The organism is Halomonas ramblicola, from assembly GCF_030409215.1.
Classification (GTDB): Bacteria; Pseudomonadota; Gammaproteobacteria; order Pseudomonadales; family Halomonadaceae; genus Halomonas; species Halomonas ramblicola.
Genome location: NZ_JAUFPL010000001.1, coordinates 1 through 20950, shown reverse-complemented (window position 1 = coordinate 20950; position 20950 = coordinate 1). Strand labels below are relative to the sequence as shown.

Annotated in this window: 17 protein-coding genes; 11 read left to right on the top strand and 6 right to left on the bottom strand. The window is 71.2% G+C overall.

What is annotated here, in order from left to right; genetic code table 11:
• Positions 1 to 70 precede the first annotated feature (70 nt).
• Together QWY80_RS00085 and QWY80_RS00080 are read right to left on the bottom strand one after the other, a co-directional pair.
• A complete protein-coding gene (locus QWY80_RS00085) occupies positions 71 to 3367 on the bottom strand; it encodes an AAA family ATPase (protein ID WP_290228630.1) in 3297 nt (1098 codons plus the stop codon).
• Positions 3364 to 4647, bottom strand: coding sequence for an exonuclease SbcCD subunit D (locus QWY80_RS00080; RefSeq protein ID WP_290228629.1), 1284 nt, complete (start codon positions 4645 to 4647; stop codon positions 3364 to 3366). The genes QWY80_RS00085 and QWY80_RS00080 overlap by 4 nt, the downstream gene beginning before the upstream one ends.
• Positions 4648 to 4722: 75 nt before the next feature.
• On the opposite strand from QWY80_RS00080, the gene nfi reads away from it, so the two are divergent.
• The 4 genes from nfi to QWY80_RS00060 all read left to right on the top strand — a co-directional run bounded on the left by nfi (position 4723) and on the right by QWY80_RS00060 (position 7926).
• Positions 4723 to 5412 carry a deoxyribonuclease V gene (nfi, locus tag QWY80_RS00075; RefSeq protein WP_290228628.1) on the top strand — a complete coding sequence of 230 codons (690 nt, stop codon included), beginning with the start codon at positions 4723 to 4725 and terminating at the stop codon, positions 5410 to 5412.
• A 52-nt stretch (positions 5413 to 5464) separates the two neighbouring features.
• A complete protein-coding gene (locus QWY80_RS00070; RefSeq protein WP_290228627.1) occupies positions 5465 to 6016 on the top strand; it encodes a DUF1415 domain-containing protein in 552 nt (183 codons plus the stop codon).
• A 187-nt stretch (positions 6017 to 6203) separates the two neighbouring features.
• Positions 6204 to 7337 carry a TauD/TfdA family dioxygenase gene (locus QWY80_RS00065; protein ID WP_290228626.1) on the top strand — a complete coding sequence of 378 codons (1134 nt, stop codon included), beginning with the start codon at positions 6204 to 6206 and terminating at the stop codon, positions 7335 to 7337.
• Position 7338: 1 nt separating this feature from the next.
• Entirely contained in the window at positions 7339 to 7926 is a 588-nt protein-coding gene (locus QWY80_RS00060; protein ID WP_290228625.1) for an HD domain-containing protein, read from the top strand.
• 13 nt (positions 7927 to 7939) lie between these two features.
• On the opposite strand, the gene QWY80_RS00055 is transcribed toward QWY80_RS00060, so the two are convergent.
• On the bottom strand, positions 7940 to 8857 hold the full coding sequence (locus tag QWY80_RS00055; RefSeq protein WP_290228624.1) for a LysR substrate-binding domain-containing protein: 918 nt from the start codon (positions 8855 to 8857) through the stop codon (positions 7940 to 7942).
• Between the two features lie 130 nt (positions 8858 to 8987).
• Positions 8988 to 9887, bottom strand: coding sequence for an aldo/keto reductase (locus QWY80_RS00050; RefSeq protein WP_290228623.1), 900 nt, complete (start codon positions 9885 to 9887; stop codon positions 8988 to 8990).
• Positions 9888 to 10054: 167 nt separating this feature from the next.
• On the opposite strand from QWY80_RS00050, the gene QWY80_RS00045 reads away from it, so the two are divergent.
• Positions 10055 to 10486, top strand: a complete 432-nt coding sequence (locus QWY80_RS00045; protein ID WP_290228622.1) for an OsmC family protein — start codon at positions 10055 to 10057, stop codon at positions 10484 to 10486.
• A gap of 12 nt (positions 10487 to 10498) precedes the next feature.
• Here QWY80_RS00045 and QWY80_RS00040 read toward each other — a convergent pair whose 3' ends face one another.
• Entirely contained in the window at positions 10499 to 11236 is a 738-nt protein-coding gene (locus QWY80_RS00040; protein WP_290228621.1) for a gamma-glutamyl-gamma-aminobutyrate hydrolase family protein, read from the bottom strand.
• Positions 11233 to 12240 (bottom strand): amidoligase family protein, encoded by a 1008-nt coding sequence (locus tag QWY80_RS00035; protein WP_290228620.1) that lies wholly within the window; start codon positions 12238 to 12240, stop codon positions 11233 to 11235. Before QWY80_RS00035 ends, QWY80_RS00040 begins: the two co-directional genes overlap by 4 nt.
• 94 nt (positions 12241 to 12334) lie before the next feature.
• Here QWY80_RS00035 and QWY80_RS00030 point away from each other — a divergent pair, with 94 nt between their 5' ends.
• The 6 genes from QWY80_RS00030 (at position 12335) to QWY80_RS00005 (ending at position 20832) form a co-directional block, all read left to right on the top strand.
• Positions 12335 to 14659, top strand: a complete 2325-nt coding sequence (locus tag QWY80_RS00030) for a mechanosensitive ion channel family protein (protein ID WP_290228619.1) — start codon at positions 12335 to 12337, stop codon at positions 14657 to 14659.
• A 345-nt stretch (positions 14660 to 15004) separates the two neighbouring features.
• Complete coding sequence (locus tag QWY80_RS00025) at positions 15005 to 15784, top strand: ThuA domain-containing protein (protein ID WP_290228618.1); 780 nt, start codon at positions 15005 to 15007, stop codon at positions 15782 to 15784.
• Complete coding sequence (locus QWY80_RS00020) at positions 15781 to 16857, top strand: Gfo/Idh/MocA family protein (RefSeq protein WP_290228617.1); 1077 nt, start codon at positions 15781 to 15783, stop codon at positions 16855 to 16857. Before QWY80_RS00025 ends, QWY80_RS00020 begins: the two co-directional genes overlap by 4 nt.
• Positions 16858 to 16903: 46 nt before the next feature.
• Positions 16904 to 18193, top strand: a complete 1290-nt coding sequence (locus QWY80_RS00015; protein WP_290228615.1) for an ABC transporter substrate-binding protein — start codon at positions 16904 to 16906, stop codon at positions 18191 to 18193.
• 114 nt (positions 18194 to 18307) lie between these two features.
• A complete protein-coding gene (locus QWY80_RS00010; protein ID WP_290228614.1) occupies positions 18308 to 19291 on the top strand; it encodes a LacI family DNA-binding transcriptional regulator in 984 nt (327 codons plus the stop codon).
• Positions 19292 to 19380: 89 nt separating this feature from the next.
• On the top strand, positions 19381 to 20832 hold the full coding sequence (locus QWY80_RS00005; protein ID WP_290228613.1) for a hypothetical protein: 1452 nt from the start codon (positions 19381 to 19383) through the stop codon (positions 20830 to 20832).
• Positions 20833 to 20950 lie beyond the last annotated feature (118 nt).

Genomic DNA, 20950 nt, shown 5'->3' with positions numbered 1-20950 from the left:
CGGGTCGCTTCTCACCCCGGCCTCGGCCGGGGTGATCTCGTATGGGGGGCCGTCAGGGGCGGAGCTCGCCTCAGACCGTGACCAGCCGTGCCCGGCTGGTGCCGTTGCCCAGCGGTTCCACCTGGATCTGCACCGGGATGCGTTCGTGCATCTCCTGGACGTGGGAGATCACCCCCACGCGGCGGCCCAGGGCCTGCAGGCCGTCGAGGGCCTCCATGGCCAGGGCCAGCGACTGGGGATCCAGGCTGCCGAAGCCCTCGTCGATGAACAGCGACTCGATCACCAGTTCCCCCGAGGCCATGGAGGCCAGCCCCAGGGCCAGCGCCAGGGAGACCAGGAAGGTCTCGCCGCCGGAGAGGGAGTGCACCGAGCGGCGTTCGTCGCCCATGTCGTGATCCACCACCAGCAGGCCGAGTTCGCTGCCGCCGCGCACCAGGCGGTAGCGGCGGCTGAGCCCGGCCAGGTGGACGTTGGCATGTTCCAGCAGCTGCTCCAGGTTGTAGGCCTGGGCGATGCGCCGGAACGTCTTGCCGTCGGCGGCGCCGATCAGCTCGCTGATGCGGCCCCAGCGGCGGTATTCGGCGCGGGCCGCCTCCAGCTCGGCCCGGCTCTCCCGTTGGCGCGCGCGGCGGCGGTCGTCGTCGCGCAGGGCATGCAGGGTCTCGTCGCGGTGCGCCTGGGCCCGCTCGAGCTGCGGGGCGAGCGCCTCGCGTTCGTCGGCCAGGGCCTCCCGGCGGCGGGCGATCTCGGCATCCAGGGCCTCGCCGAGCAAGGCCGCGTCGTCCTCGGCCAGCCCCTGGTCGCGGCGATGGGCGAGCAGCGCCTGGCGACGCTCGGCGAAAGTGGCGGCGGCCTGCTGGCGCGCCTGGTCGGCGTCGTCCAGCTCCCGTTCCTGGTGCCGGGCCTCCTCGTCGGACTGGGCCAGCAGCCGCTCCAGGGTGGCGTCATCCAGCTCGGGGTGGGCGCGGCGCCAGTCGGCCAGTTCGCTCTCCAGGGTGGCGCGCTCCTCGGCCAGCGCGGTGAGCCGGTCGCGCTCGTACTGCGCCTGCTGGGCGAGGCGTTGCTGCGCCTGCTGGGCGTCGTGCAGCTTGGCCAGCGCCGCATCCCGCGCCTGGCGGGCGCGCTCCTGGCGGGCGTCGAGGTGCCGCTGCCAGGCGTCCGGCGAGGCGTGTTCGCCGAGCCGGGCGGTGAGTTCGCGGGCGAGGGCGTCACGCCGCTGCCGCATCGGCGGTAGCTGTTCGTCCAGCTCGGCGAGCCCTCGGCCGATGCCGGCCTTCTCGGTTGCCAGGCGGGTGAGCGCCAGCTCCCCCTGGCGCAGGGATTCCTCCAGCGGGGCCAGCTCGGCCTCGGCCCGGGCCAGGTCGTCGAGGGTCTGGCGTTGCCGCTCGCGACGCGCCTCGCTCTCATCGCGCTGGGCCTGCAGCCAGGCGTCGCGCTCGGCCTCGCCGACGGCGGCGAGTTCGGCATGCAGCGGGTGCGCCTCCAGGGCGGATCGGGCGGCGTTCAGGCGCCGTTCGGCCTCGTCCTGTTCCTGACCGCGTCGCTCGAGGGTGGCCTGCAGGCCGTGATACTCGCCGAACAACTGGTCGCGCTGCGTCTGGGCCGCGTCGCGGGCGTCCTGGGCCGCCTCGAGCTGGCGGGCCTCCTCCGCTTCCTGGGCGGCGAGCTGGGCGGCCTCCGGCGTGGCCGGCGGCCGCTGGCGGTAGGGGTGGTCGAGCCCGCCGCAGACCGGGCAGGGCTCGCCCTCCTGCAGGGCCTCGCGCAGCCGCGTCACGCTTTCGCTGCGCACGGCGCGGCTGCGCTCGATCAGGGAGGCGACGCTGTCGAGGTGGGCCTGGGCCGCGTCCAGACGCCGGCGGGCGACCTGACCGTCGTTCAGCAGCCGATCCCGGCGCGCCTGATCCGCTGCCACCTGCCTGACCAGCCGGCGATGGGCGTCCGCGGCACGCCCGAACTCCTGCCAGCGACTGGCCAGCTCGCCCAGTGCCAGGTGGCGTTCGGCGGCGCCGTCGTGGGCCTGCTGGGTGGCCCGGCGGGCGTCATCCAGGCGCGGGTGATCGCTCAGCAGGCGGCGCAGGGTGGCCTGCAAGTCGTCAAACCGTTGCCGGAGGGCCTTCTGCGCCTGCTCGGCCTCGCGGTGTTCCGCGGCGAGGGCATCGGCCTGCTTTCGCTGCCGGCGATGGCTCGCCTCCAGGTCGGCGAGCTGCTTCTCCAGGGTGGCGAGTCGCTGGGCCTGTTCGCGGGCCTCGCCCAGGGCGGGGTCGGCCTGGCGGCGGGCGTCGCTGGCCTCGGTCAGTGCCAGCTCGGCCCGGTCGTGGTCCTGGCGGGCCTGCTGCTGGGTGGCCTCGGCCTCCTCCAGCGCCCGCTGCGTCTCGGCATGGGTCGCCTCGAGGGCGGCGAGCTCGCCGGGCAGCTCGGCCCGGCGGCTCAGACGATGGCGCTGGGGGGCGAGCAGGCGGCGCCACTCGCGGTCGGCGCGGGCGGCGGCCAGCGCCTGCCAGCGCGCCTCGGCCTGCCGCTGATGTCGGCGGCCCTCGGCGAGGGCGTCGCGCAGCCGGGTATCGGTGTCGTGCCAGCGCTGCCGGGTCTCCAGCCGTGCGGCCTGCCGCTGGATGGCGTCCAGTTCGCCCTGGGCCGCCGCGGCGTGGCGCTCCAGTTCGGCACGGGCCTCGGGCTCGGCGGGCAGGTCGTCGGCGAGCCTGGCCTCCCGGGCATCGACCGCTTGCTTCGCCGCCTGGGCGCGGCGGTAGGCGGCCATGGAGATCGCCGAGTACTCGGCGGTGCCGGTCAGGCGCTCCAGCAGGTCGCTGCGTTCGTTGTCGTCGGCCTGCAGGAAGGCGGCGAACTCGCTCTGGGCCAGCAGCACGGCGCGGGTGAACTGGTCGAAGGTCAGGCCCAGGCGCTCCGGCAGCAGGCGGTCGAACTCGCGCTTCTGGGTGGTGAGCAGGCGGTCGGCGTCGAGGTCGCGCAGCGACTGCTCGGCCTTCTGCAGCTTGCCGCCGACCCTGTCCCTGGCGCGGCGCACGGCCCAGCGGGCGCGGTAGCGGCGGCCGTCGCGGCCCAGGAAGTCCACCTCGGCATGGCCGGCGGCGGTGCCGCGGCGCAGCAGGGTGCGCGGGTCGGCGGTATTGAGGGTGGCGTCGCCCACGTCGGGCAGCGGGGCCTCGCGGCCGGGGGCCTGGCGCAGCCGCGGCGTGCCGCCGTAGAGCGCCAGGCACAGCGCATCGAGCAGGGTGCTCTTGCCGGCGCCGGTGGGGCCGGTGATGGCGAAGAGGCCGGCATCGGCGAGCGGGGCCGCGGTGAAGTCGAGCTCCAGGGGCCCGGGCAGGGAGGCCAGGTTCTCCAGGCGCAGGGCGAGGATCCTCATGGGCGGGCCTCCCCGGCATCGGCGTCCTGGTCATCCAGCGCGTCCTGGCGCAGCCGGTCGAAGTCGGCCAGCACCTCGTCGTCGGGCGGCTCGCCCCAGCGCCGTTGCCAGGTGAGCGCGAAGAGCTTGCGCGGGCCCAGCGTCTCCAGGTCGACCCGCGCCGGGGCTTCCTCGCCCTCGACCCGGGGCAGGCGGCGTTCCAGGCGCAGCAGGCGCAGCGCCTTGCCGGCCAGCGCCGCATCGACCCGGGCGCGCAGGTCGGGAAGCGGCGCCTCGAGTTCGACGCGCACCTCCAGCCAGGGCCAGCGCTCTCTAGGAAGCTCCCGATCCTGATGGGGCAGGGCGGGGTCGTCCTCCAGCGCCTCGAGTTCGGCCAGCACCGCGTCGAGGGGAGCGGGGCCGATACGGTGCATGGCCACCGGGCGCGGCGCGGGAATGGCCTCCGCCGCGGCCAACTCCTCGCCGTCGAGGGTGACCTCCACCACCTGGTGCGGATAGTCGACCTCGCTGAAGTCCAGCGGCAGGGGGCTGCCGCTGTAGCGGATGCGGTCCTCGCCGACCCGCTGGGCGCGGTGCAGGTGGCCGAGCGCCACATAGGCGATCTCCGGCGGGAACAGCGCGGCGGAGATCGACTCCTCACCGCCGATCACGATGGGCCGCTCGCTGGCCTCGGAGACCGCCGCGCCATGCAGGTGGGCGTGGCTCATGGCCACCAGCGCCTGGCCGGGCGCGCGCCGCTCGCGGGCGGCCGCGATCAGCTGCGCGTGGACGCGGCCGATGCCGGCGACATAGTCGTTCGGTGCATCACCCTCGGCCTGGGCGGCGCCGGTCACCTCGGCGGGGCGCAGGAAGGGCAGCGCCAGGCACCAGGCGCGGGTCTCGCCGGCGGCATCGGTGAGCGGCACCAGCAGGCGCTCGGCGTCGAGCCGGCCGTCGTCCCGCCAGCTCACCCGGCCCAGGGCGTGGGTGCGCAGGCGGCGCATCAGCGGCGCCGGCAGCTCGATGCGGTTGCCGCTGTCGTGGTTGCCGGCGATCAGCACGATGTCGAGCCGGGGCAGGCGCTCGTGGGCACTGACGATGAAGTCGTAGAGCAGCGCCTGCGCCTGCAGCGAGGGATTGACCACGTCGAAGACGTCGCCGGCCACCAGCAGGGCGTCGGCCCGGCGCTCCTCCAGGGTGTCGACCAGCCAGTCGAGGAAGGCGCGGTGCTCGGTGTGGCGCTCCTGGCCGTGGAAGCTCTGGCCCAGGTGCCAGTCGGCGGTGTGGATCAGTCTCAGCATCGGCTCCCCGCTGTTCCCTCGGACGGCAAAAGCCGTAGTCTAACCCGAGCGATGCCGACGAATCAGGGAGCCCCCATGCCGACCACCCCCTTGCACGACTGGAACCTGGCCCCGGTCGAGGCCATCGCCCTGCAGCGGTGCCTAGCCGGCCAGGTCGAGCGGGCCGATCGCCTGGCGCCGGTGCGCCATATCGCCGGGGTGGACATCGGTTTCGAGCAGGATGGCGAGATCACCCGGGCGGCGGTGGTGGTATTGGCCTGGCCCCCGGGAGGGGCGGGGGAGTTCGAGGTGGTCGAGCAGGCGGTGCATCGCGAGCCGACGCGCATGCCCTATGTGCCGGGGCTCTTGTCGTTCCGCGAGGTGCCGGCGGCACTGGGCGCCTTCGCGACGCTGGCGACCCGACCGGAGCTGGTGATGGTGGATGGCCAGGGCATCGCCCATCCGCGACGGATCGGCGTGGCCAGCCACCTGGGGCTGTGGCTCGACCTGCCGACCATCGGCGTGGCCAAGTCGCGGCTGTGCGGTCGCCACGAGGAGCCGGGGCCCGAGCGGGGCGACTGGGCACCGCTCACCGACGGCCCGGAGGACGAGACGATCGGCGCGGTGCTGCGCTCGCGCAGCGGGGTGAAGCCGGTGTACGTCTCGCCGGGGCATCGGCTGTCGCTGCCCACGGCGCTCGCGTGGGTCATCCGCTGCCTGGGGCGCACCAAGCTGCCGGAGCCGACCCGGCTGGCGGATCGCCTGGCCTCCCGGCGTGGCGGGTAGGGAGCGGCGCCGCTGGGCTATACTGGCGCTCCCGTTCCCGCACGAGGCGACCATGCCCCTCTCCCCCGATCCCCTCGCCGCCACCCGTGCCTGGGTGGAGACCTTCGTCGTCGCCCGCGACGTCTGCCCCTTCGCCGGCCGCGAGCTGGCCCGCGACGGCATCCGCTACGTGGCGGTGCCGGCCCGCGACCGCCAGGCGGCGCTGCTGGCGCTGTTCGATGAGTGCCGCCACCTGGACGCGACGCCGACGGTGGAGACCACCCTGCTGGTGCTCACCGAGGGCCTCGAGGACTTCGACGACTACCTGGACCTGCTGGCCGTCGCCGAGGCGCTGCTGGCGGAGCAGGGCTTTGAAGGCACCTACCAGCTGGCCAGCTTCCACCCGGACTACGTCTTCGCGGACGCCGAGCCGGACGATCCCGCCAACTTCACCAACCGCTCGCCCTTCCCGATATGGCACCTGCTGCGCGAGGCGGGGCTGGAGCGGGCGCTAGCGCACTATCCCGACCCGGAGCGGATTCCGGAACGCAATATCGTGGCGATGCGCGAGCTGGGCCACGCCAGTCTGGCCCGGGCGCTGGCCGAGTTGCGCGGCCGAGACTAGACGATATCCAGCGGCGGCTTGTGCCTCGGCGCCGGGAAGGCGGCGCCGAGCGGACGGGAAACACACGGAGCCATAAGAAAATTGCATGCCGGGGGATAAGGCGCCGGCCCTACTCGTGCGGCGGCTCGCCCGTCACCATGCCAGCAATCGCCAGCGTGATGACCCAAGCCACACGAGGAAGCCCGAGATGTTCACCCGCCCTGCGTTCGTCGTTCACGAGCAGCCCCCGTCGATCGTCCTCGACGACGGGGAGCAGTCACGGGAGATCAGCCCACTGTGGTTGCGTGAACGGACCCAGGCGCCCGACCAGCTGGAGCCGATGACCCGGCAGCGCCTGTTCGATTCCCACGCCCTCGACGCGGCGCTGACGCTCGAACGCGCGACCCGGATCGACGAGCACCATGTGGCGCTCGCGTTCAGCGATGGCCATCGCGAGACCTTTGACCTCCGCGTGCTGGCCGACGAGCTGGGCGACACCACGATCTTCCCCGCGGCCGAGCCCTGGGACGCCAGCCTGGATCGGCAGCGAGTGCGCTTCGACTGGCGGCGGGTGCTCGAGGAGCCGGCGTACTTCCGCGCCTCGCTGGATGCCTATCTGCGTTACGGTTATCTCGTGCTCTACGGCGTGCCCACCGACCCCGAACGCATCCTCCAGGTCGGCGGCCACTATGGCTACGTCAAGGAGACCAACTTCGGCCGCTACTTCGAGGTCTACTCGCGGCCGAGCGGCAACGACCTGGCCTATCGCAGCGTGGCGCTCGGCCCGCACACCGACAACCCCTACCGCAACCCGGTACCGGGCATCCAGTTGCTGCACTGCCTGGTCAACGAGACCTCCGGCGGGCTCTCGACGCTGGTCGACAGCCTCAAGGTGCTCGAGCGGCTGCGCCACGAGACCCCCGAGGGCTACGCGCTGCTCAAGACCACTCCGGTGCGTTTCCGCTTCGTCGACGCCGGGACCGAGCTGGTCACCCACCGCACCATGATCCAGACCGACGACGATGGTCATCCGACCGGGGTCCATTACAGCCCGCGCCTGGACGCCCTGCCGCTGCTCCCCGATGCCCAGACGCGGCTGTTCCATCGCGCCCGCCAGCGGCTCGGGGAGCTGTTCTCGGACCCGGCCTACGAGGTGCGCTTCGCCCTGGGCGCCGGCGAGCTGATGATGTTCGACAACAGCCGCGTGCTGCACGGGCGCACCCGCTACGATACCCACGAGGGGCATCGCCACCTGCAGGGCTGCTACCTCGACACCGACGGCCCGCGAGAGCGCTTCGCGAGCCTGCTGAAACACCCTGATTCGATCGAGGAGGTCGCCTGAAATGGAACAGGTCGCGTTCCGGCAGATGAAGGACGGCACCCGGGAAGAGTATGTCTTCCTCGAGCGCCTGGAGGACGAGTTCAACCAGGGGCTGGTGGACCGCCTGCTCCGTGCCCTGCGTCATCTGGATCACAGCCTGAGCGGCTACCGGGTGTCGCGGCTGGAGCATTCGCTGCAGTCGGCCGCCCGCGCCGAGGCCGACGGCGCCGATGAGGACATGATCGTCGGCGCCCTGCTGCACGATCTCGGCGACGAGCTGGCGCCCTACAACCACTCCCAGCTGGCCGCGTCGATCATCCGCCCCTACGTGCGCGGCGAGGTCACCTGGGTGGTGCACCACCACGGGTTGTTCCAGACGTTCTACTACGCCCACCACTTCGGCGAGGATCCGAACGAGCGCGACCGCTACCAGGATCACCCCTGGTACCAGAGCTGCGTCGACTTCTGCGAGCGCTATGACCAGGCCGCCTTCGACCCGGACTACCCGACGCCGCCGCTCGAGCACTTCGAGCCGATGCTGCGCCGGGTGTTCTCGCGCACGCCCTTCGACCCGGCGGTGATCGGCGAGGAGCACCCGCGCGAGCCTTGATGCCCCCGAGGCCTCAGGTGGTGCAGGCTCCCTGCCGATGGACGGCGTCGATCAGCCAGTCGCCGATCGGCTGGATGATCGCGCTGCGATGATGCTTGACGCTGAGCCAGTAGCCATAGTCCTGGCGCGTCACGCGGGGGCCCAGGGCGATCAGCTGACCGCTCGCCAGGTAGTCCTCGATCAGCGGCGACCAGCCCAGCGCCACCCCCTGGCCGGCCAGCGCGGCGTTCAGCAGCAGGGCATAGTTGTGGTAGGCGAAGACGTCGTCGCTTGGCTCCAGGCTCAGCCCGGCATGCTGGCACCACTGGGTCCAGTCGAGCCAGCGCGGATCCTTGATGTCCTGGTGCAGCAGCGACAGCTCCGGGAGATCCGGTGCCGTGAGCACGTCGGTCAGGCCATGGGCGCTTGCATAGTCGGGACTGCACACCGGAAAGACCGCCTCGCTGGCCACCAGCCGCCCCGCGTCCTGCGGCATGTAGGGGCCGAAGCGGATGGCGATGTCGGCGGCCTGCAGTTCGGGGTCGTCGGCCCGGTCGATGGGCATCAGCTTGAACGTGAAGCTCGGGAAGGCGCGTTTGAGCGCCGGCAACTGCGGCAGCAGCCAGAGGTGCGTGAAGCCCGAGCCGGCGGCGATCGTCACCGAGGGCGAAGGCCGTTGGCCATGCTGGATCAGTCGCTCGCAGGCATCGCGGATCTCCTTGAGATTGGGCGAGATCTCCCGAAAGAAGCGTTCGCCCTGGACCGTGAGCGTCAGGCGGGATCCCTGTCGATCGAACACCGGCAGGCCCAGCCGTTCCTCCAGGGTACGGATACGCTGCGAGATGGTCGGTTGTGTCGTGCGCTCCTCCTCGGCGGCGGCCGTCATTGAGCCCAGCCGCACCGTGGCCTCGAAGGCGACCAGGGATTGCAGGGAAGGGAGCTTGTGGTTCATCGGGGCGATCGTTGGCCTGCGGAGCGTGGGGATATATCGGCAACGCCAAGGAGCGATAGCGTCGTATGCGTCCAGGGATTATCGCCAAGCGAAGGGGAGAGCACCATAGCGGTGCTCCCTTAGGCAAGACCTAGACGATATCCAGCGGTGGCTTGCGGCTCGGCGCCGGGAAGGCGGCGTCGAGACGGGCGAGGCTCGATTCGTCCAGCTCGACCGCCAGGGCGGCGGCGTTCTGCTCCACGTGCTCGAGCTGGGTGGCCTTGGGAATGGCGATAACGTCGCGCCGGGCGTCGCCACGCCGGGCGTCCACGGGGCGGGTCGCCCAGGCCAGCAGCAACTGGCCGGGAGTGATGCCGAGCCCCGAGGCGATATCCCGCACCTCGGGGTGGCCGAGCAGGTCGCGGCGCAGTCCCCCGGCCTGGGCCAGCGGGCAGTAGGCCATGGCGGGGATGCCATGCTCGCGCTGCCAGGGCAGCAGGGCGTGCTCGATGCCCCGCGAGCCCAGGTGGTAGAGCACCTGGTTCACCGCGCAGGCCGCGCCGCCGGGCAGGCCATGCAGTGCGGCCATCTCGTCCACGTCGAAGTTGGAGACGCCGAAGCGGCGGATCTTGCCCGCCTCACGCAGGCGCTCGAAGGCCTCCAGGGTCTCCTCCAGGGGAATGCCGCCCGGCCAGTGCAGCAGGTAGAGGTCGAGATGATCGGTGCCCAGGCGCGCCAGGCTCGCCTCGCAGGCGGCGATGGCGGAGTCGCGGCCGGCGTTCCAGGGATAGACCTTGGAGACCAGGAAGGCGTCGTCGCGGCGACCGGTGAGCGCCTCGCCCACCACCTCCTCGGCGCCGCCGTCGCCGTACATCTCGGCGGTGTCGATCAGCGAGAGGCCCAGCTCCAGGCCGCGCTGCAGGGCGCGCACCTCGTCGCGGCGCGGGGCCAGGCCCTCGCCCATGAACCAGGTGCCCTGGCCGATGGCGGGCAGCTCGACGGTGGGCTCGTGTTGGGTGGCGGTGAGGGTGACGCGGGGCGGGGTGGTCATGGCGCTGGCTCCTGGTGGTTTTGGAAGTATTTTCCATATATTCTGGTCGTCGACCGACCGGGATGCAATGGGGTCTTGTGCCCGGGGGATGTCATCCCCATGGTCTATCGTGTATAGGTAACGCTTCGACCCACCCAACGAGCTATCCCGCAACAGAAGGAGTCGACATGAGCATCAAGAAGAACGGCAGCGCCGTCTGGCAGGGCGGCATCAAGGACGGCAAGGGAAAGGTGTCCACCCAGAGCGGCGTGCTCCATGACGTGCCCTACAGCTTCGCCAAGCGTTTCGAGGGCGAGGCCGGCTCCAACCCCGAGGAGCTGATCGGCGCGGCCCATGCCAGCTGCTACTCCATGGCGCTGTCGCTGATCCTCGGCGAGGCGGGCTACACGCCCGAGCGCATCGCCACCCAGGCCACGGTCTCTCTGGAGGAGGACGAGGGTGGCTTCAGCATCACCGCGATCCACCTCGAGACCCGCGCCAACATCCCCGGCGCCGACGACGCGGCCTTCCAGGATGCCGCCAACAAGGCCAAGGAAGGGTGCCCGGTCTCCAAGCTGTTCAATGCCGAGATCAGCCTGGACGCCAAGCTGGAGGGCTGAGGGCCGAGCCGCTCACCCGCCCCATGATGCGCCGGGGCCACCCACGGGTGGCCCCGGCGCTTTTTGGGGATCATCGCGCCGGGCGGCGCGGATCAGGGCGCGGATCAGGCGCTGCTGGGGGCGGTTGAAGACCAGCCACTCAGGGTGCCATTGCACGCCGATCAGGAAGTCGTGGTCGCGGGACTCGATGCCCTGCACCAGGCCGTCGCGGTCGCGGGCGACGATCTCGATGCCGCGGCCGGCCTCCTGGACGGCCTGATGGTGCAGGCTGTTGATGCGGCACCAGCTGACCCCCAGGATGCGGTGCAGCTGACTCGCGCCGACGATGTCCACGGTCTTGCGCGGCAGCACGGTGCGGCGGCGTTTCAGGCCCTCATGGGTGGTGTAGATGTCCGGGTCCAGGGTGCCGCCGCGGTAGACGTTGATCAGCTGGGCGCCGCGACAGATGCCGAGCACGGGGATGCCGCGCGGGATGAAGGTCTCCAGCAGCTCCAGCTCCAGCTCGTCGCGCTGGGGGTCGACGCGCACGTCGAGCTGCATCTCGGCATCGTAGAGGTGGGCCTGGATGTCGTCGCCGCCGCCGATGATCAGGCCGTCGAGGCGCTCGGGCCGGGGGCGCGAAGGCGACAGGCGCAGCGGGTGGCCGCCGTGGCGCCACACCGCGAACCAGTCGAAGAGCCAGGCGATCTGGCTCTTGTCGTCCGAGGTGGTGATGCCGATCAGCGGCCGCTGTGGTCTGCGCCGACTCACGGGGCCCTCATCCAGCCGCGCATCCGCAACCACAGGCGCGCCAGTGGCGAGCGGGTGTGTTTCGCCACGAAGGCCGCGCCGCGGCGGCGCAGGGCCTCCTGGTCGGCGGCCAGCTTCTCCACCTCGATCCAGCGGTTCCACTCCATGGTCGCGCCCCAGCCGGCCAGCGACAGGCGGGCATCGGGCAGCCGGTAATGGTAGGTCGGTCGCGGCTTGACCAGCTTGTTGCGAAACAGCTCGTGGGGGAAGTCCGGGCGCAGCTGGGCGAACAGTGGGGTCATATCGAGCTCGCGGTTGCGGGTCGGGTTCTCCTCCAGGTAGTCGCCGATCAGGGTGTCCAGGTCCGGGGCGTAGTCCGGGGCGAGCACCTTGAGGGCATAGGGCCTGGGGAAGGGGTTGGCGTGGGGCAGCACCTCGCGGGTGATGTCGACGTCGATCTGCTCGCGCAGCCACTCCGCGCTGAGCAGGTAGGCGCGCAGGTGGTCCAGCAGGCTTCGGGGCTCGAGGCTCGGTGCCTCGGGGTTGAGGTGCAGGCCGAAGCCGTAGAGCAGGCTGTCGTCGGTGCCCTTGGCGCCGTGCTCGCGCAGTGCGATGAACAGGGCGTCGAGCGCTCCCAGCTCGTTCCAGGGCACCGGGGGGCAGACGATCTCGGTGGGCACCAGGCCGGTGACCACGTCGCCGATCAGTTCCCGGGTGCGGGTGTGGAAGTCGACCCGCATCTGGTGGCGCTGGCGCTCCCACTCGGTGTCGTCCCTGGGCCCGGCGTCGAGCACCGCCTCGTCCGGGTGGGCGTACTGGGTATCGAGCTCGATGATGAAGGTGCCCCAGCGGGTCGCCTCGACCCGGATCCGGTGGGCGCTGAGCGCCACCAGTTCGCCGCCGAACAGCTCTCGGACGACCTCGGCGGTTTCCAACGGAGGCAGGCCGGCGAACTCGATCTCGACCCCCACGCGGCGGAGCGCGCCGTCGGGATTGCGGGGTTCGGGTGGCGGGAACGGCGTCATGTCGGCATCCTGTCGTCACGCGGGACGTCTGCGAGCCTATCATACTGGCTGCTGGATGCGCCCGGCCCGCCCAGCCCGTCGACCTGGAGATGCGATGTTGTCCCCCCACCCCTGCACCGCCGTCATGCCCGCGATTCGCCGCCTCCTGACTGGCCTGCTGTTGGGGCTTCTGCTGGTGCTGATCGGCCTCGGCGGGGCCCGGGCTCAGCAGGTCGGGCTGCCCGGGCTGGTGACGTCCGGGGAGGAGCAGGGCCATGATCCCCAGGCCTTCCAGGAGTCGCTGGAGCGCATCATCGCCACCCTGGAGGACAGCGAGCGGCGTGACCAGTTGCTGGAGAGCCTGCGCGACCTGCAGCGGGTCCACGACGAGACCACCGAGGAGTCGGGGCTCTCGCCGGGGCAGGGGCTGCTGGGGGCCCTGGCCGAGACCTTGAGCGATCTGGGCGAGCAGGCCGAGGCGGGCCAGTCGCCGCTGGACCAGTGGCGCAAGCAGCTGCGCGAGGGGTGGCGCGACCTGAGCGGCCTGGTCACCCAGACCGGCAACGCCGACCTGGTGCGCTTCGTCGTCGAGTCGGCGGTGCTGCTGGGCATCTGGGGCGGTTTGCTGGTGATCCTGATCGCCCTGGGGCGCATGCTGGCCCGACGCCGCGGCTGGCCCCTGGACCTGCCGCGGGAGCCGCGTGGCTGGCTGCTGGCGGTGCACTTCCTGCGGCGCATGTTGCCCTGGCTGCTGGCCTTCGCGCTGGTGCTGGGCATCGCCCAGCTGGTGCCGCCCAGCTCCGGGCGGGTGATGGCCCTGGTGGTGGCCTATATCGCCCTGTGCGGTCGCACCCTCTCGGTGGTGGTGGAGACCTTCGTCTCGGTGTTCACCCGCGGGCATCGCTTCGTGGCGGTGCAGATCCTGCAGCAACGCGCCCTGCGCCCGCTGTTCGTGATCGGCGCCCTGGTGGCCCTGGGCGACGCCTTCAATTCCGGCCGCCTCACCGACCTGCTCGGGGCCGAGCTGGCCGGCCTGCTCTCGGTGCTGGCCAACATGCTGGCGGCGCTGCTCAGCGGCCGCTTCATCCTGCGCTTCAAGCGGCCGATCCAGCACATCATCCGCAATCGGGCCTGGCCCCAGCGCCGCGAAAGCAGCGGCAGCGCCAGCGCCAGCGCGGTCAGCGTGGTCGGTGGCCTCTGGCACGTACCGTCGCTGCTGCTGGTGGGCGGCTCGCTGGTGGCCATCTTCATCACCGGCGGCGACGTCGGCACCGCCCTGGCGCGCTCGATCATCTCGGCGGCGCTGCTGGTGCTGGCGTTGGTGGTCGCGGGGCTGATCCGTCGCCACGGCGAGCGGCGCAACAACCGCCGCCGGCGCATCAGCCCGTACCGCCGGCGCTTCGAGCGCTTCGGCTATGTGCTGGCCCACGCCGCCACCTGGCTGGCCTTCGCCGAGTTGTCGCTGCAGGTGTGGGGCGGCTCGCTGCTGGGGCTCGGCCAGCAGGGGGTGGCCAGTGCGCAGATCGGCCGGGCGCTGCTGGCCATCGCCTTCACCGTGCTGCTCGCCTGGCTGGCCTGGATCTTCGCCGATACCGCCATCCAGCGGGCCCTGACCAGCTCCGCCCGGGCGCGGGGACGGCGGGTCAACCTGGCCCGCGCCCAGACCATCACGCCGATGATCCGCAACGTGATCTTCGCCACCATCGTGGTGATCGCCGCCATCGTCGGCCTGGCCAACCTGGGCGTGAACGTCACGCCGCTGCTGGCCGGTGCCGGCGTCATCGGCCTGGCCATCGGCTTCGGCGCCCAGACTCTGGTGCAGGACCTGATCACCGGCATCTTCATCCTCATCGAGGACTCGCTGGCGGTGGACGACTTCGTGCGGATCAATGGCCACATGGGCACGGTGGAGGGGCTGACCCTGCGCACCGTTCGGCTGCGCGACATCGACGGCATCGTGCACATCATCACCTTCAGCCGCATCGACTCCATTCACAACATGTCGCGGCAGTTCGGCATCGCCCTGATGACGCTCCGCATCCCCCACGACATGCCGATCGACGACGCCATCACCTTGATGCAGGAGACCGCCCAGGCGCTGCGCCAGGACCCGATGATGCGCCACTACATCTGGTCGCCGCTGGAGATGCAGGGCATCCAGGCCTTCGAGGAGGGCTGCCCGATCCTGCGCATGCGCTTCCGCACCGCCCCGGAGATGCAGTGGGACGTGGCCCGCGCCTTCAACCTGCTGCTCAAGCAGCGCCTGGAGGAGCAGGGCACCGACCTGGGCGTGCCGCGACTCAGCGTCAGCATGGAGGGACGTGGCGGCGGCCGCCTGGACGGCAGCGGCGAGCGTGGCGACGAACGCGATGCCGCCGGCCGCGAGCCGGGCCGGCCCGGCACCGCCGACCCCCGGCCGGCTTCCCCCGACCCCGGCTGATCGCCGGGCGCAGGCGACAACCGCCATGTAGGAGGCCAGCTCTGCTGGGCGAATGGAGGCCGCAGGCCTCCCGGTGGCGGTCGCCCCATCGCCGGTGGCTCCGCCGGCCCCTGTCGCCATGTAGGAGACCAGCGCTGCTGGACGAATGGAGGCCGCAGGCCTCCCGGCGGCGGTCGCGCAACGAGTTGCCCTCCTACCTCAGCCGAGGCATGAATACCGGTATCGACCAAGGTCGCAATGAGTAAACGTTTACGATGAACGAGTAAACGTTTACCTTGTTCCCATGCCGCCGACATCGGCGGCTTCTCCACCGCCCGCCAGGGCATCATCCAGAGGAGCCAATCCATGACGATCAAGGTCACGGTCTGGGGCGAGAACGTCCACGAGCAGACCAACGAGGTGGTCGCCCGCATCTATCCCGACGGCATGCACGCCTGTATCGCCGCCGCGCTCAACGGGGACGCGGAGATCGAGGCCCGGGCGGTCACCCTGCAGGACCCCGAGCAGGGCCTCGGCGAGGAAATACTGGAGAACACCGATGTGCTGCTGTGGTGGGGCCATGCGGCCCACGGCGAGGTACGCGACGACATCGTCGACCGCGTCCAGGCCCGGGTGCTGCAGGGCATGGGCCTGCTGGCGCTGCACTCCGCCCACTACTCCAAGATCTTCAAGCGCCTGATGGGCACCACCTGCTCGCTGAAGTGGCGCGAGGCCGGTGAGCGCGAGCGGCTCTGGGTGGTCAACCCCGGCCATCCCATCGTCCAGGGCCTGGGCGACTACCTCGAGCTGCCGCACAGCGAGATGTACGGCGAGCCCTTCGCCGTGCCCAACCCCGACGAGGTGCTCTTCATCAGCGCCTTCGAGGGCGGCGAGGTGTTCCGTTCCGGCCTCACCTACAGGCGCGGCAACGGCAAGATCTTCTACTTCGGCCCCGGCCACGAGACCTATCCGATCTACTACGACGAGAAGGTCCGCCGTGTGCTGAGAAACGCCGTGAAGTGGGCGCGCCCCGAGGGCTCGCGGTGGATCGACAGCTGCCCCAACGTGCCGCCCGACCAGGCGCCCAATCCGGTGGAAGTGAAGGGCGAAGGCCTGCACAAGCCGGGCGAGGAGGGCTTCAAATGATTCGACTGGCGATCATCGGTGCCGGCGGTATGGCCGGCCAGCATGCCAAGCAGTTCCGGGCGCTCGAGGGCGTCGAGGTGGTGGCGGCCTGCGACCTGGACGGCGACAGGGTGCGCGCCTTCGCCGCCGAGCACGGCATTCCCGCGGCCTACACCGACCTCGAGGCCATGCTGGCCCGCGACGACATCGACGCGGTGAGCAACGCCACCCCGGACGGCGTGCACAAGGCCACCTCGCTTCTCGCCATCGCCTGCGGCAAGCACATCCTCTGCGAGAAGCCGCTGGCCACCAACGCCGCCGACGCCGAGGCGATGGCCGTGGCGGCCCGCGAGGCGGGGGTGATCAACATGGTCAACCTCAGCTACCGCGATGCCCCGGCCATCCAGCACGCCCGCGAGCTGATCGCCTCCGGCGCCATCGGCCGGGTGATGCACGTCGACGCCAGCTACCTGCAGAGCTGGCTGGTCAGCCATGCCTGGGGCCGCTGGGACCGGGACAGCCAGTGGCTGTGGCGACTCTCCGAGGGCCACGGCAGCAAGGGCGTACTGGGCGATGTGGGCGTGCACATCCTCGACTTCGCCAGCTTCCCGGTAGGCGACATCACCACCGTCAACTGCCAGCTCAAGTGCTTCGACAAGGTCCCGGGCAACCGCATCGGCGACTATGTGCTCGACGCCAACGACAGCGCCCTGATGCGCGTGGAGTTCGCCGGCGGCGCGCTGGGCACCATCCAGGCCACCCGCTGGGCCACCGGTCACCACAACTCCCTGAAGCTCTCCGTCTACGGCGACGAGGGCGCGGTCAGCGTGGTGCTCGACGACGCCAGGGACCGCGTGCTGACCTGCTTCGGCGACGACGTGCACGAAGCGCGCTGGACCTCGGTGGAGGCGCCCGCCACGCCGAGCATCTACCGGCGCTTCGTCGACGGCATCGAAAGCGGCGTCAACGACCAGCCCGACTTCGCCCGCGGCGCCGCCCTGCAGCGGGTGCTGGACGCCTGCTTCGCCTCCGACGCCGAGGACCGCAGCCTGGCGCTGGCCGGTGCCGAGCGCCCGTTGGACCTGCCCGCCTGAGCCGGCGGGTGACTCTCCCAACAATCACAACAGAGGACATCGCGACATGAACGCCTGCCGACCCACTCCCCGTTCCCTGACCCCCGTGCTCGGCGGCCTGCTGGCCGGGGGCCTGCTCCTGGCCGCCGGCCCGGCCGCGGCCGCCAAGATCACCATCGCCTGCGGCGATGGCGGTGCCGCCGACTTCTGCCCGGCGCTGGCCGAGCGCTGGGCCGAGCAGAGCGGCCACGAGGTGGACGTGGTCACCACGCCGCAATCGGCCACCGAGAAGCTGTCGCTCTACCAGCAGCTGCTGGGCAGCGAGTCCGGCGACATCGACGTGCTGATGACCGATACCGTCTGGCCCGGCCTGCTGGCGCCGCACCTGGTGGACCTCGCCGACTACCTGCCGCCGGATGCCACCGAGGGCTTCTTCCCGGCGATGATCGACAACAACACCGTGGACGGCCGCCTGGTGGCGCTGCCCTGGTTCACCGACGCCGGCCTGCTCTACTACCGTGTCGACCTGCTGGAGAAGCACGGCCATGCGGTGCCCGAGACCTGGCAGCAGCTCACCGACACCGCCCGGGAGATCCAGGCGGCCGAGCGGGCGGCGGGCAACGAGCGCATGCACGGCTTCGTCTTCCAGGGGCGCGCCTACGAGGGCCTGACCTGCAACGCCCTGGAGTGGGTCGCCAGCCATGGCGGTGGAACCCTCGTCGACGCGGATGGCCAGGTCACCCTCGACAACGCCGGCGCCGCCGAGGCACTGGCGCTGGCCGCCTCCTGGCCCGGGGAGATCAGCCCCGACGGCGTGCTCAACTACATGGAGGAGGAGGCGCGGGGCGTCTTCCAGGCCGGCAATGCGGTGTTCATGCGCAACTGGCCCTACGTCTGGTCGCTGGCCAACGAGGAGGGCAGCGAGGTGGCGGGCAAGATCGGCATGGCGCCGCTGCCCCACGGCCCCGAGGGCGAGTCCGTGGCCACCCTGGGTGGCTGGAGCTGGGCGGTGTCGCGCTACTCGGAGCATCCCGAGGTCGCCGCCGACCTGGTGGCCTTCCTGACCGACCCCGAGCAGCAGAAGGCCCATGCCATCCGCTTCGGCCGCAACCCCACTCGCCAGGCGCTCTACCAGGACCCCGAGGTGCTCGAGGCCCAGCCGTTCATGGGTGAGCTCTACGACACCCTGCTGGGCGGCGTGCCGCGCCCCGCCAGCGTCACCGGCGAGCACTATCCGCGGGTCTCCAACGCCTTCTTCAACGGTGTGCACGAGGTGCTCGCCGGCGATGCCACGGCCGAGGAGATGCTCCAGCGCCTGGAAGGCGAGCTCAACCGCCTGGGGCGTCGCGGCTGGTAGCGCCGTTGCGTGGACGGCCCCGGTCGCACCGCCCGGCGAAATTGGGCACAATCGGCGGCCGACGAGGCACGGCGGCAGGCGGAGGGCCGGGGCCGCCCGGCGACGAGGCAGGCGATGAGCAGAGATCCGTCGAGGACGGCGACCATACGGGAAATCGCGCGGCGCGCGGGCGTCTCCATCGCCTCGGTCAGCCGTGCCCTCAACGGCAAGCCGGGCATCGGCGAGGCGCTGCGCGAGCGCATCCTGGCCATCAGCCGTGAGGTCGAGTACCGGCCCAGCGCCGCCGCCCGCCAGCTGATCAGTGGCAAGGCGGCGGTGGTGGGCATCTCGCTGGGGCGCCAGGAGATCGAACTGCGGCCCTACTACATCCTGCTCTATCAGCACCTGACGCTGTGCCTGCACCAGCAGGGCATGGTGCCGATCTTCTTCGCCCACGACCGCACCGCGGAACTGCCCGAGCAGGCGGGCGCCGCCATCCTGCTCGGCGAGTTCCCCGGCGACCCGCGTCCGGCCCTGCTGACGGCGCAAGGGATTCCCTTCGTCCGCGTCGGCCAGCCCGGCGAGGGTGTCTCGGTGGCCCCCGACGATCGACATGGGCTCTATCTGGCCACCCGTCACCTGATCGAGGGCGGCCGGCGGCGCCTGGCCTTCATGGGCGACGAGCTGGAACTGCCCCACCGCCGGCATCGCCTCAAGGGCTACCAGCAGGCATTGGCCGAGGCCGGGCTGAGCGAACGACCGCTCAGCGTTCCCCATCACCATGACGCCGCCCTGACCGGCTATCGCTACCTGATCCGCCTGCTGGACGGGCGGCCGGCCAGCGAGCCGCCACCCTTCGACGCCCTGGTCTGCGAGACCGACGAGTTGGCCCTGGGCTGCCTGGCGGCCCTGGAGGACCGCGGCGTGGCGGTGCCGGAGGCGGTGGCGGTGACCGGCTTCGACGACCTGCCCACCCTGGCCGCGCGGCTCACCACGGTGCGCCAGGACATCGCCGGCATCGCCGCCATGAGCGTCGAGCTGCTCGGCGAGGCGCTGGCCGGCCGGCCGCCGCGTCACGTCGCCATGCCGGTGGAACTGGTGATTCGCGAGACCGGCTGAGCTCGGCGCATGGCCCCGGGACGGCCCCGCACAGTACCATCGGGGCAGGGGTGCGGACCCGCACGCCAGGGAGACAGGAGCGGGAGCCAGTGATCAGCGTCGAGCGCCAGGACAGCTTTCACCTCAAGATCTCCCGGGTGCTGCAGGAGGAGACCGCGCACCGGCTAGACCTCTTCCTGTTCGTGCCCGGCGAGCTGGGGCTCACCGGCCAGGTGATCGCCGAGGAGGCCTTCTATCACGCCGCCATCCATGTCAAGCGCACCTACTTCAGCGACCGCTACCGCCTGCCGCTGGTGCTCAGCCGCCTGGCCGAGCGCGGCCGGCTGGACCCCGAGCACTATCGCCTCAGCCTGAGCCTCTACGCCTACCAGTATGTGGTGGCCATGGAGCGCTCCACCCAGCCGCTGCGGGAGGCCGCCCGCGAGGCGCGCAAGGCCGACAACGCCGGCAGGGAGGACGAGCGCAAGGGCACGGGACGCGACGGCGACGAAGCGGCGAGCCTCGCCAGCCGCCTCCAGGAGCACGCCGACCTGGCGGTGGGTATCCTGCGGCGGCTGCGCCGCCAGGAACCCGCCGAGGAGAGCCTGCGCCGCCACTATGCCACCGTCGACAACTACCTCTCCTGGTTCACCGAGCAGCGCCTGCTGGCCCTGGTGGCCAGCCTGCCGCGCGGCCGCCTGCGCGAGGTACGCCAGCGGCTGCTGGCGATCTGCCGGGCCGAGGGCGAGTACCGCGAGGCGCGGGAGTACAACTCGGCACGGGTGACCCGCGACCCCACGCGGATGTCCAACAAGATGCGCCTGTTGCGCCGGCTGATCGAGTACCCGGTGACCCTCAAGCAGCGCACCCAGGAGCTGGGCGGCGCCGAGCAGAAGGCAGTCAAGGGCCTGGCCACGGCGGTGGTGATGGTGTTCGTCTCCCTGGGCCTGCTCGAGGCCCGCAACGTCCTGGCCGACATCACCGCCCTGCTGGTGCTGACCATGGCGCTGCTCTACGCCCTGCGTGAGGTGTTCAAGGACGACCTGCGCAACACCCTGTGGCGGCTCCTGCGCAAGGGGCGGCCCAAGTGGCGCCGCCAGTACCTGGACCCGACCCGCAACCTCACCGTGGGCCGGCAGCTGGAGTGGTTCGACTACAAGCGTTTCTCGCGGCTGGACGAGGAGATCAAGCGGGTGCGCAAGCGCAACGTGGCCCAGCGCGAGGAGGTGGTGCTGCACTATCGCTCCAGCTCGCGGATGTCGCCGACCCGCTTCCTCAGCGGCTACGACCACACCCGCGAGACCCTGTCGCTGGATCTCTCGCCGATCGCCCGGCTGATGGACAAGGGCAGCCACCGGGTCTACCGCCTGGAGGAGGGCGATCAGGTGGTGCGCGAGGAGGTGGAGAAGCGCCACCTGCTCAACCTGGTGATCCGCGAGGTGCAGGGCGAGCGGCCGCCCACCCTGCAGCGCTGGAAGATCGTGATGAGCCGCTCGCGCATCGTCGACCTGGAGCGGGTCCACGCCGAGGGCCCGGGGCACGAAGCGGGGTCAGACCCTTAAGTCCGCTGAGGGGTCTGACCCGAATGACACTTACTTAAGGCATCACTGATGACGTAACCATTTGATATTAATGAAAACGGACGATGGATTGCGGTATTGTGTAAGTCGCGAAACCACA

What these genes read in the sequence shown, in the direction of transcription:
- QWY80_RS00080 (WP_290228629.1), bottom strand. Translation starts at nt 4,647, where the DNA reads ATGCTGAGACTGATCCACACCGCCGACTGGCACCTGGGCCAGAGCTTC.
- QWY80_RS00065 (WP_290228626.1), top strand. Translation starts at nt 6,204, where the DNA reads ATGTTCACCCGCCCTGCGTTCGTCGTTCACGAGCAGCCCCCGTCGATC.
- QWY80_RS00020 (WP_290228617.1), top strand. Translation starts at nt 15,781, where the DNA reads ATGATTCGACTGGCGATCATCGGTGCCGGCGGTATGGCCGGCCAGCAT.
- QWY80_RS00060 (WP_290228625.1), top strand. Translation starts at nt 7,339, where the DNA reads ATGGAACAGGTCGCGTTCCGGCAGATGAAGGACGGCACCCGGGAAGAG.
- QWY80_RS00030 (WP_290228619.1), top strand. Translation starts at nt 12,335, where the DNA reads ATGTTGTCCCCCCACCCCTGCACCGCCGTCATGCCCGCGATTCGCCGC.
- nfi (WP_290228628.1), top strand. Translation starts at nt 4,723, where the DNA reads ATGCCGACCACCCCCTTGCACGACTGGAACCTGGCCCCGGTCGAGGCC.
- QWY80_RS00010 (WP_290228614.1), top strand. Translation starts at nt 18,308, where the DNA reads ATGAGCAGAGATCCGTCGAGGACGGCGACCATACGGGAAATCGCGCGG.
- QWY80_RS00085 (WP_290228630.1), bottom strand. Translation starts at nt 3,367, where the DNA reads ATGAGGATCCTCGCCCTGCGCCTGGAGAACCTGGCCTCCCTGCCCGGG.
- QWY80_RS00070 (WP_290228627.1), top strand. Translation starts at nt 5,465, where the DNA reads ATGCCCCTCTCCCCCGATCCCCTCGCCGCCACCCGTGCCTGGGTGGAG.
- QWY80_RS00035 (WP_290228620.1), bottom strand. Translation starts at nt 12,240, where the DNA reads ATGACGCCGTTCCCGCCACCCGAACCCCGCAATCCCGACGGCGCGCTC.
- QWY80_RS00055 (WP_290228624.1), bottom strand. Translation starts at nt 8,857, where the DNA reads ATGAACCACAAGCTCCCTTCCCTGCAATCCCTGGTCGCCTTCGAGGCC.
- QWY80_RS00025 (WP_290228618.1), top strand. Translation starts at nt 15,005, where the DNA reads ATGACGATCAAGGTCACGGTCTGGGGCGAGAACGTCCACGAGCAGACC.
- QWY80_RS00050 (WP_290228623.1), bottom strand. Translation starts at nt 9,887, where the DNA reads ATGACCACCCCGCCCCGCGTCACCCTCACCGCCACCCAACACGAGCCC.
- QWY80_RS00045 (WP_290228622.1), top strand. Translation starts at nt 10,055, where the DNA reads ATGAGCATCAAGAAGAACGGCAGCGCCGTCTGGCAGGGCGGCATCAAG.
- QWY80_RS00015 (WP_290228615.1), top strand. Translation starts at nt 16,904, where the DNA reads ATGAACGCCTGCCGACCCACTCCCCGTTCCCTGACCCCCGTGCTCGGC.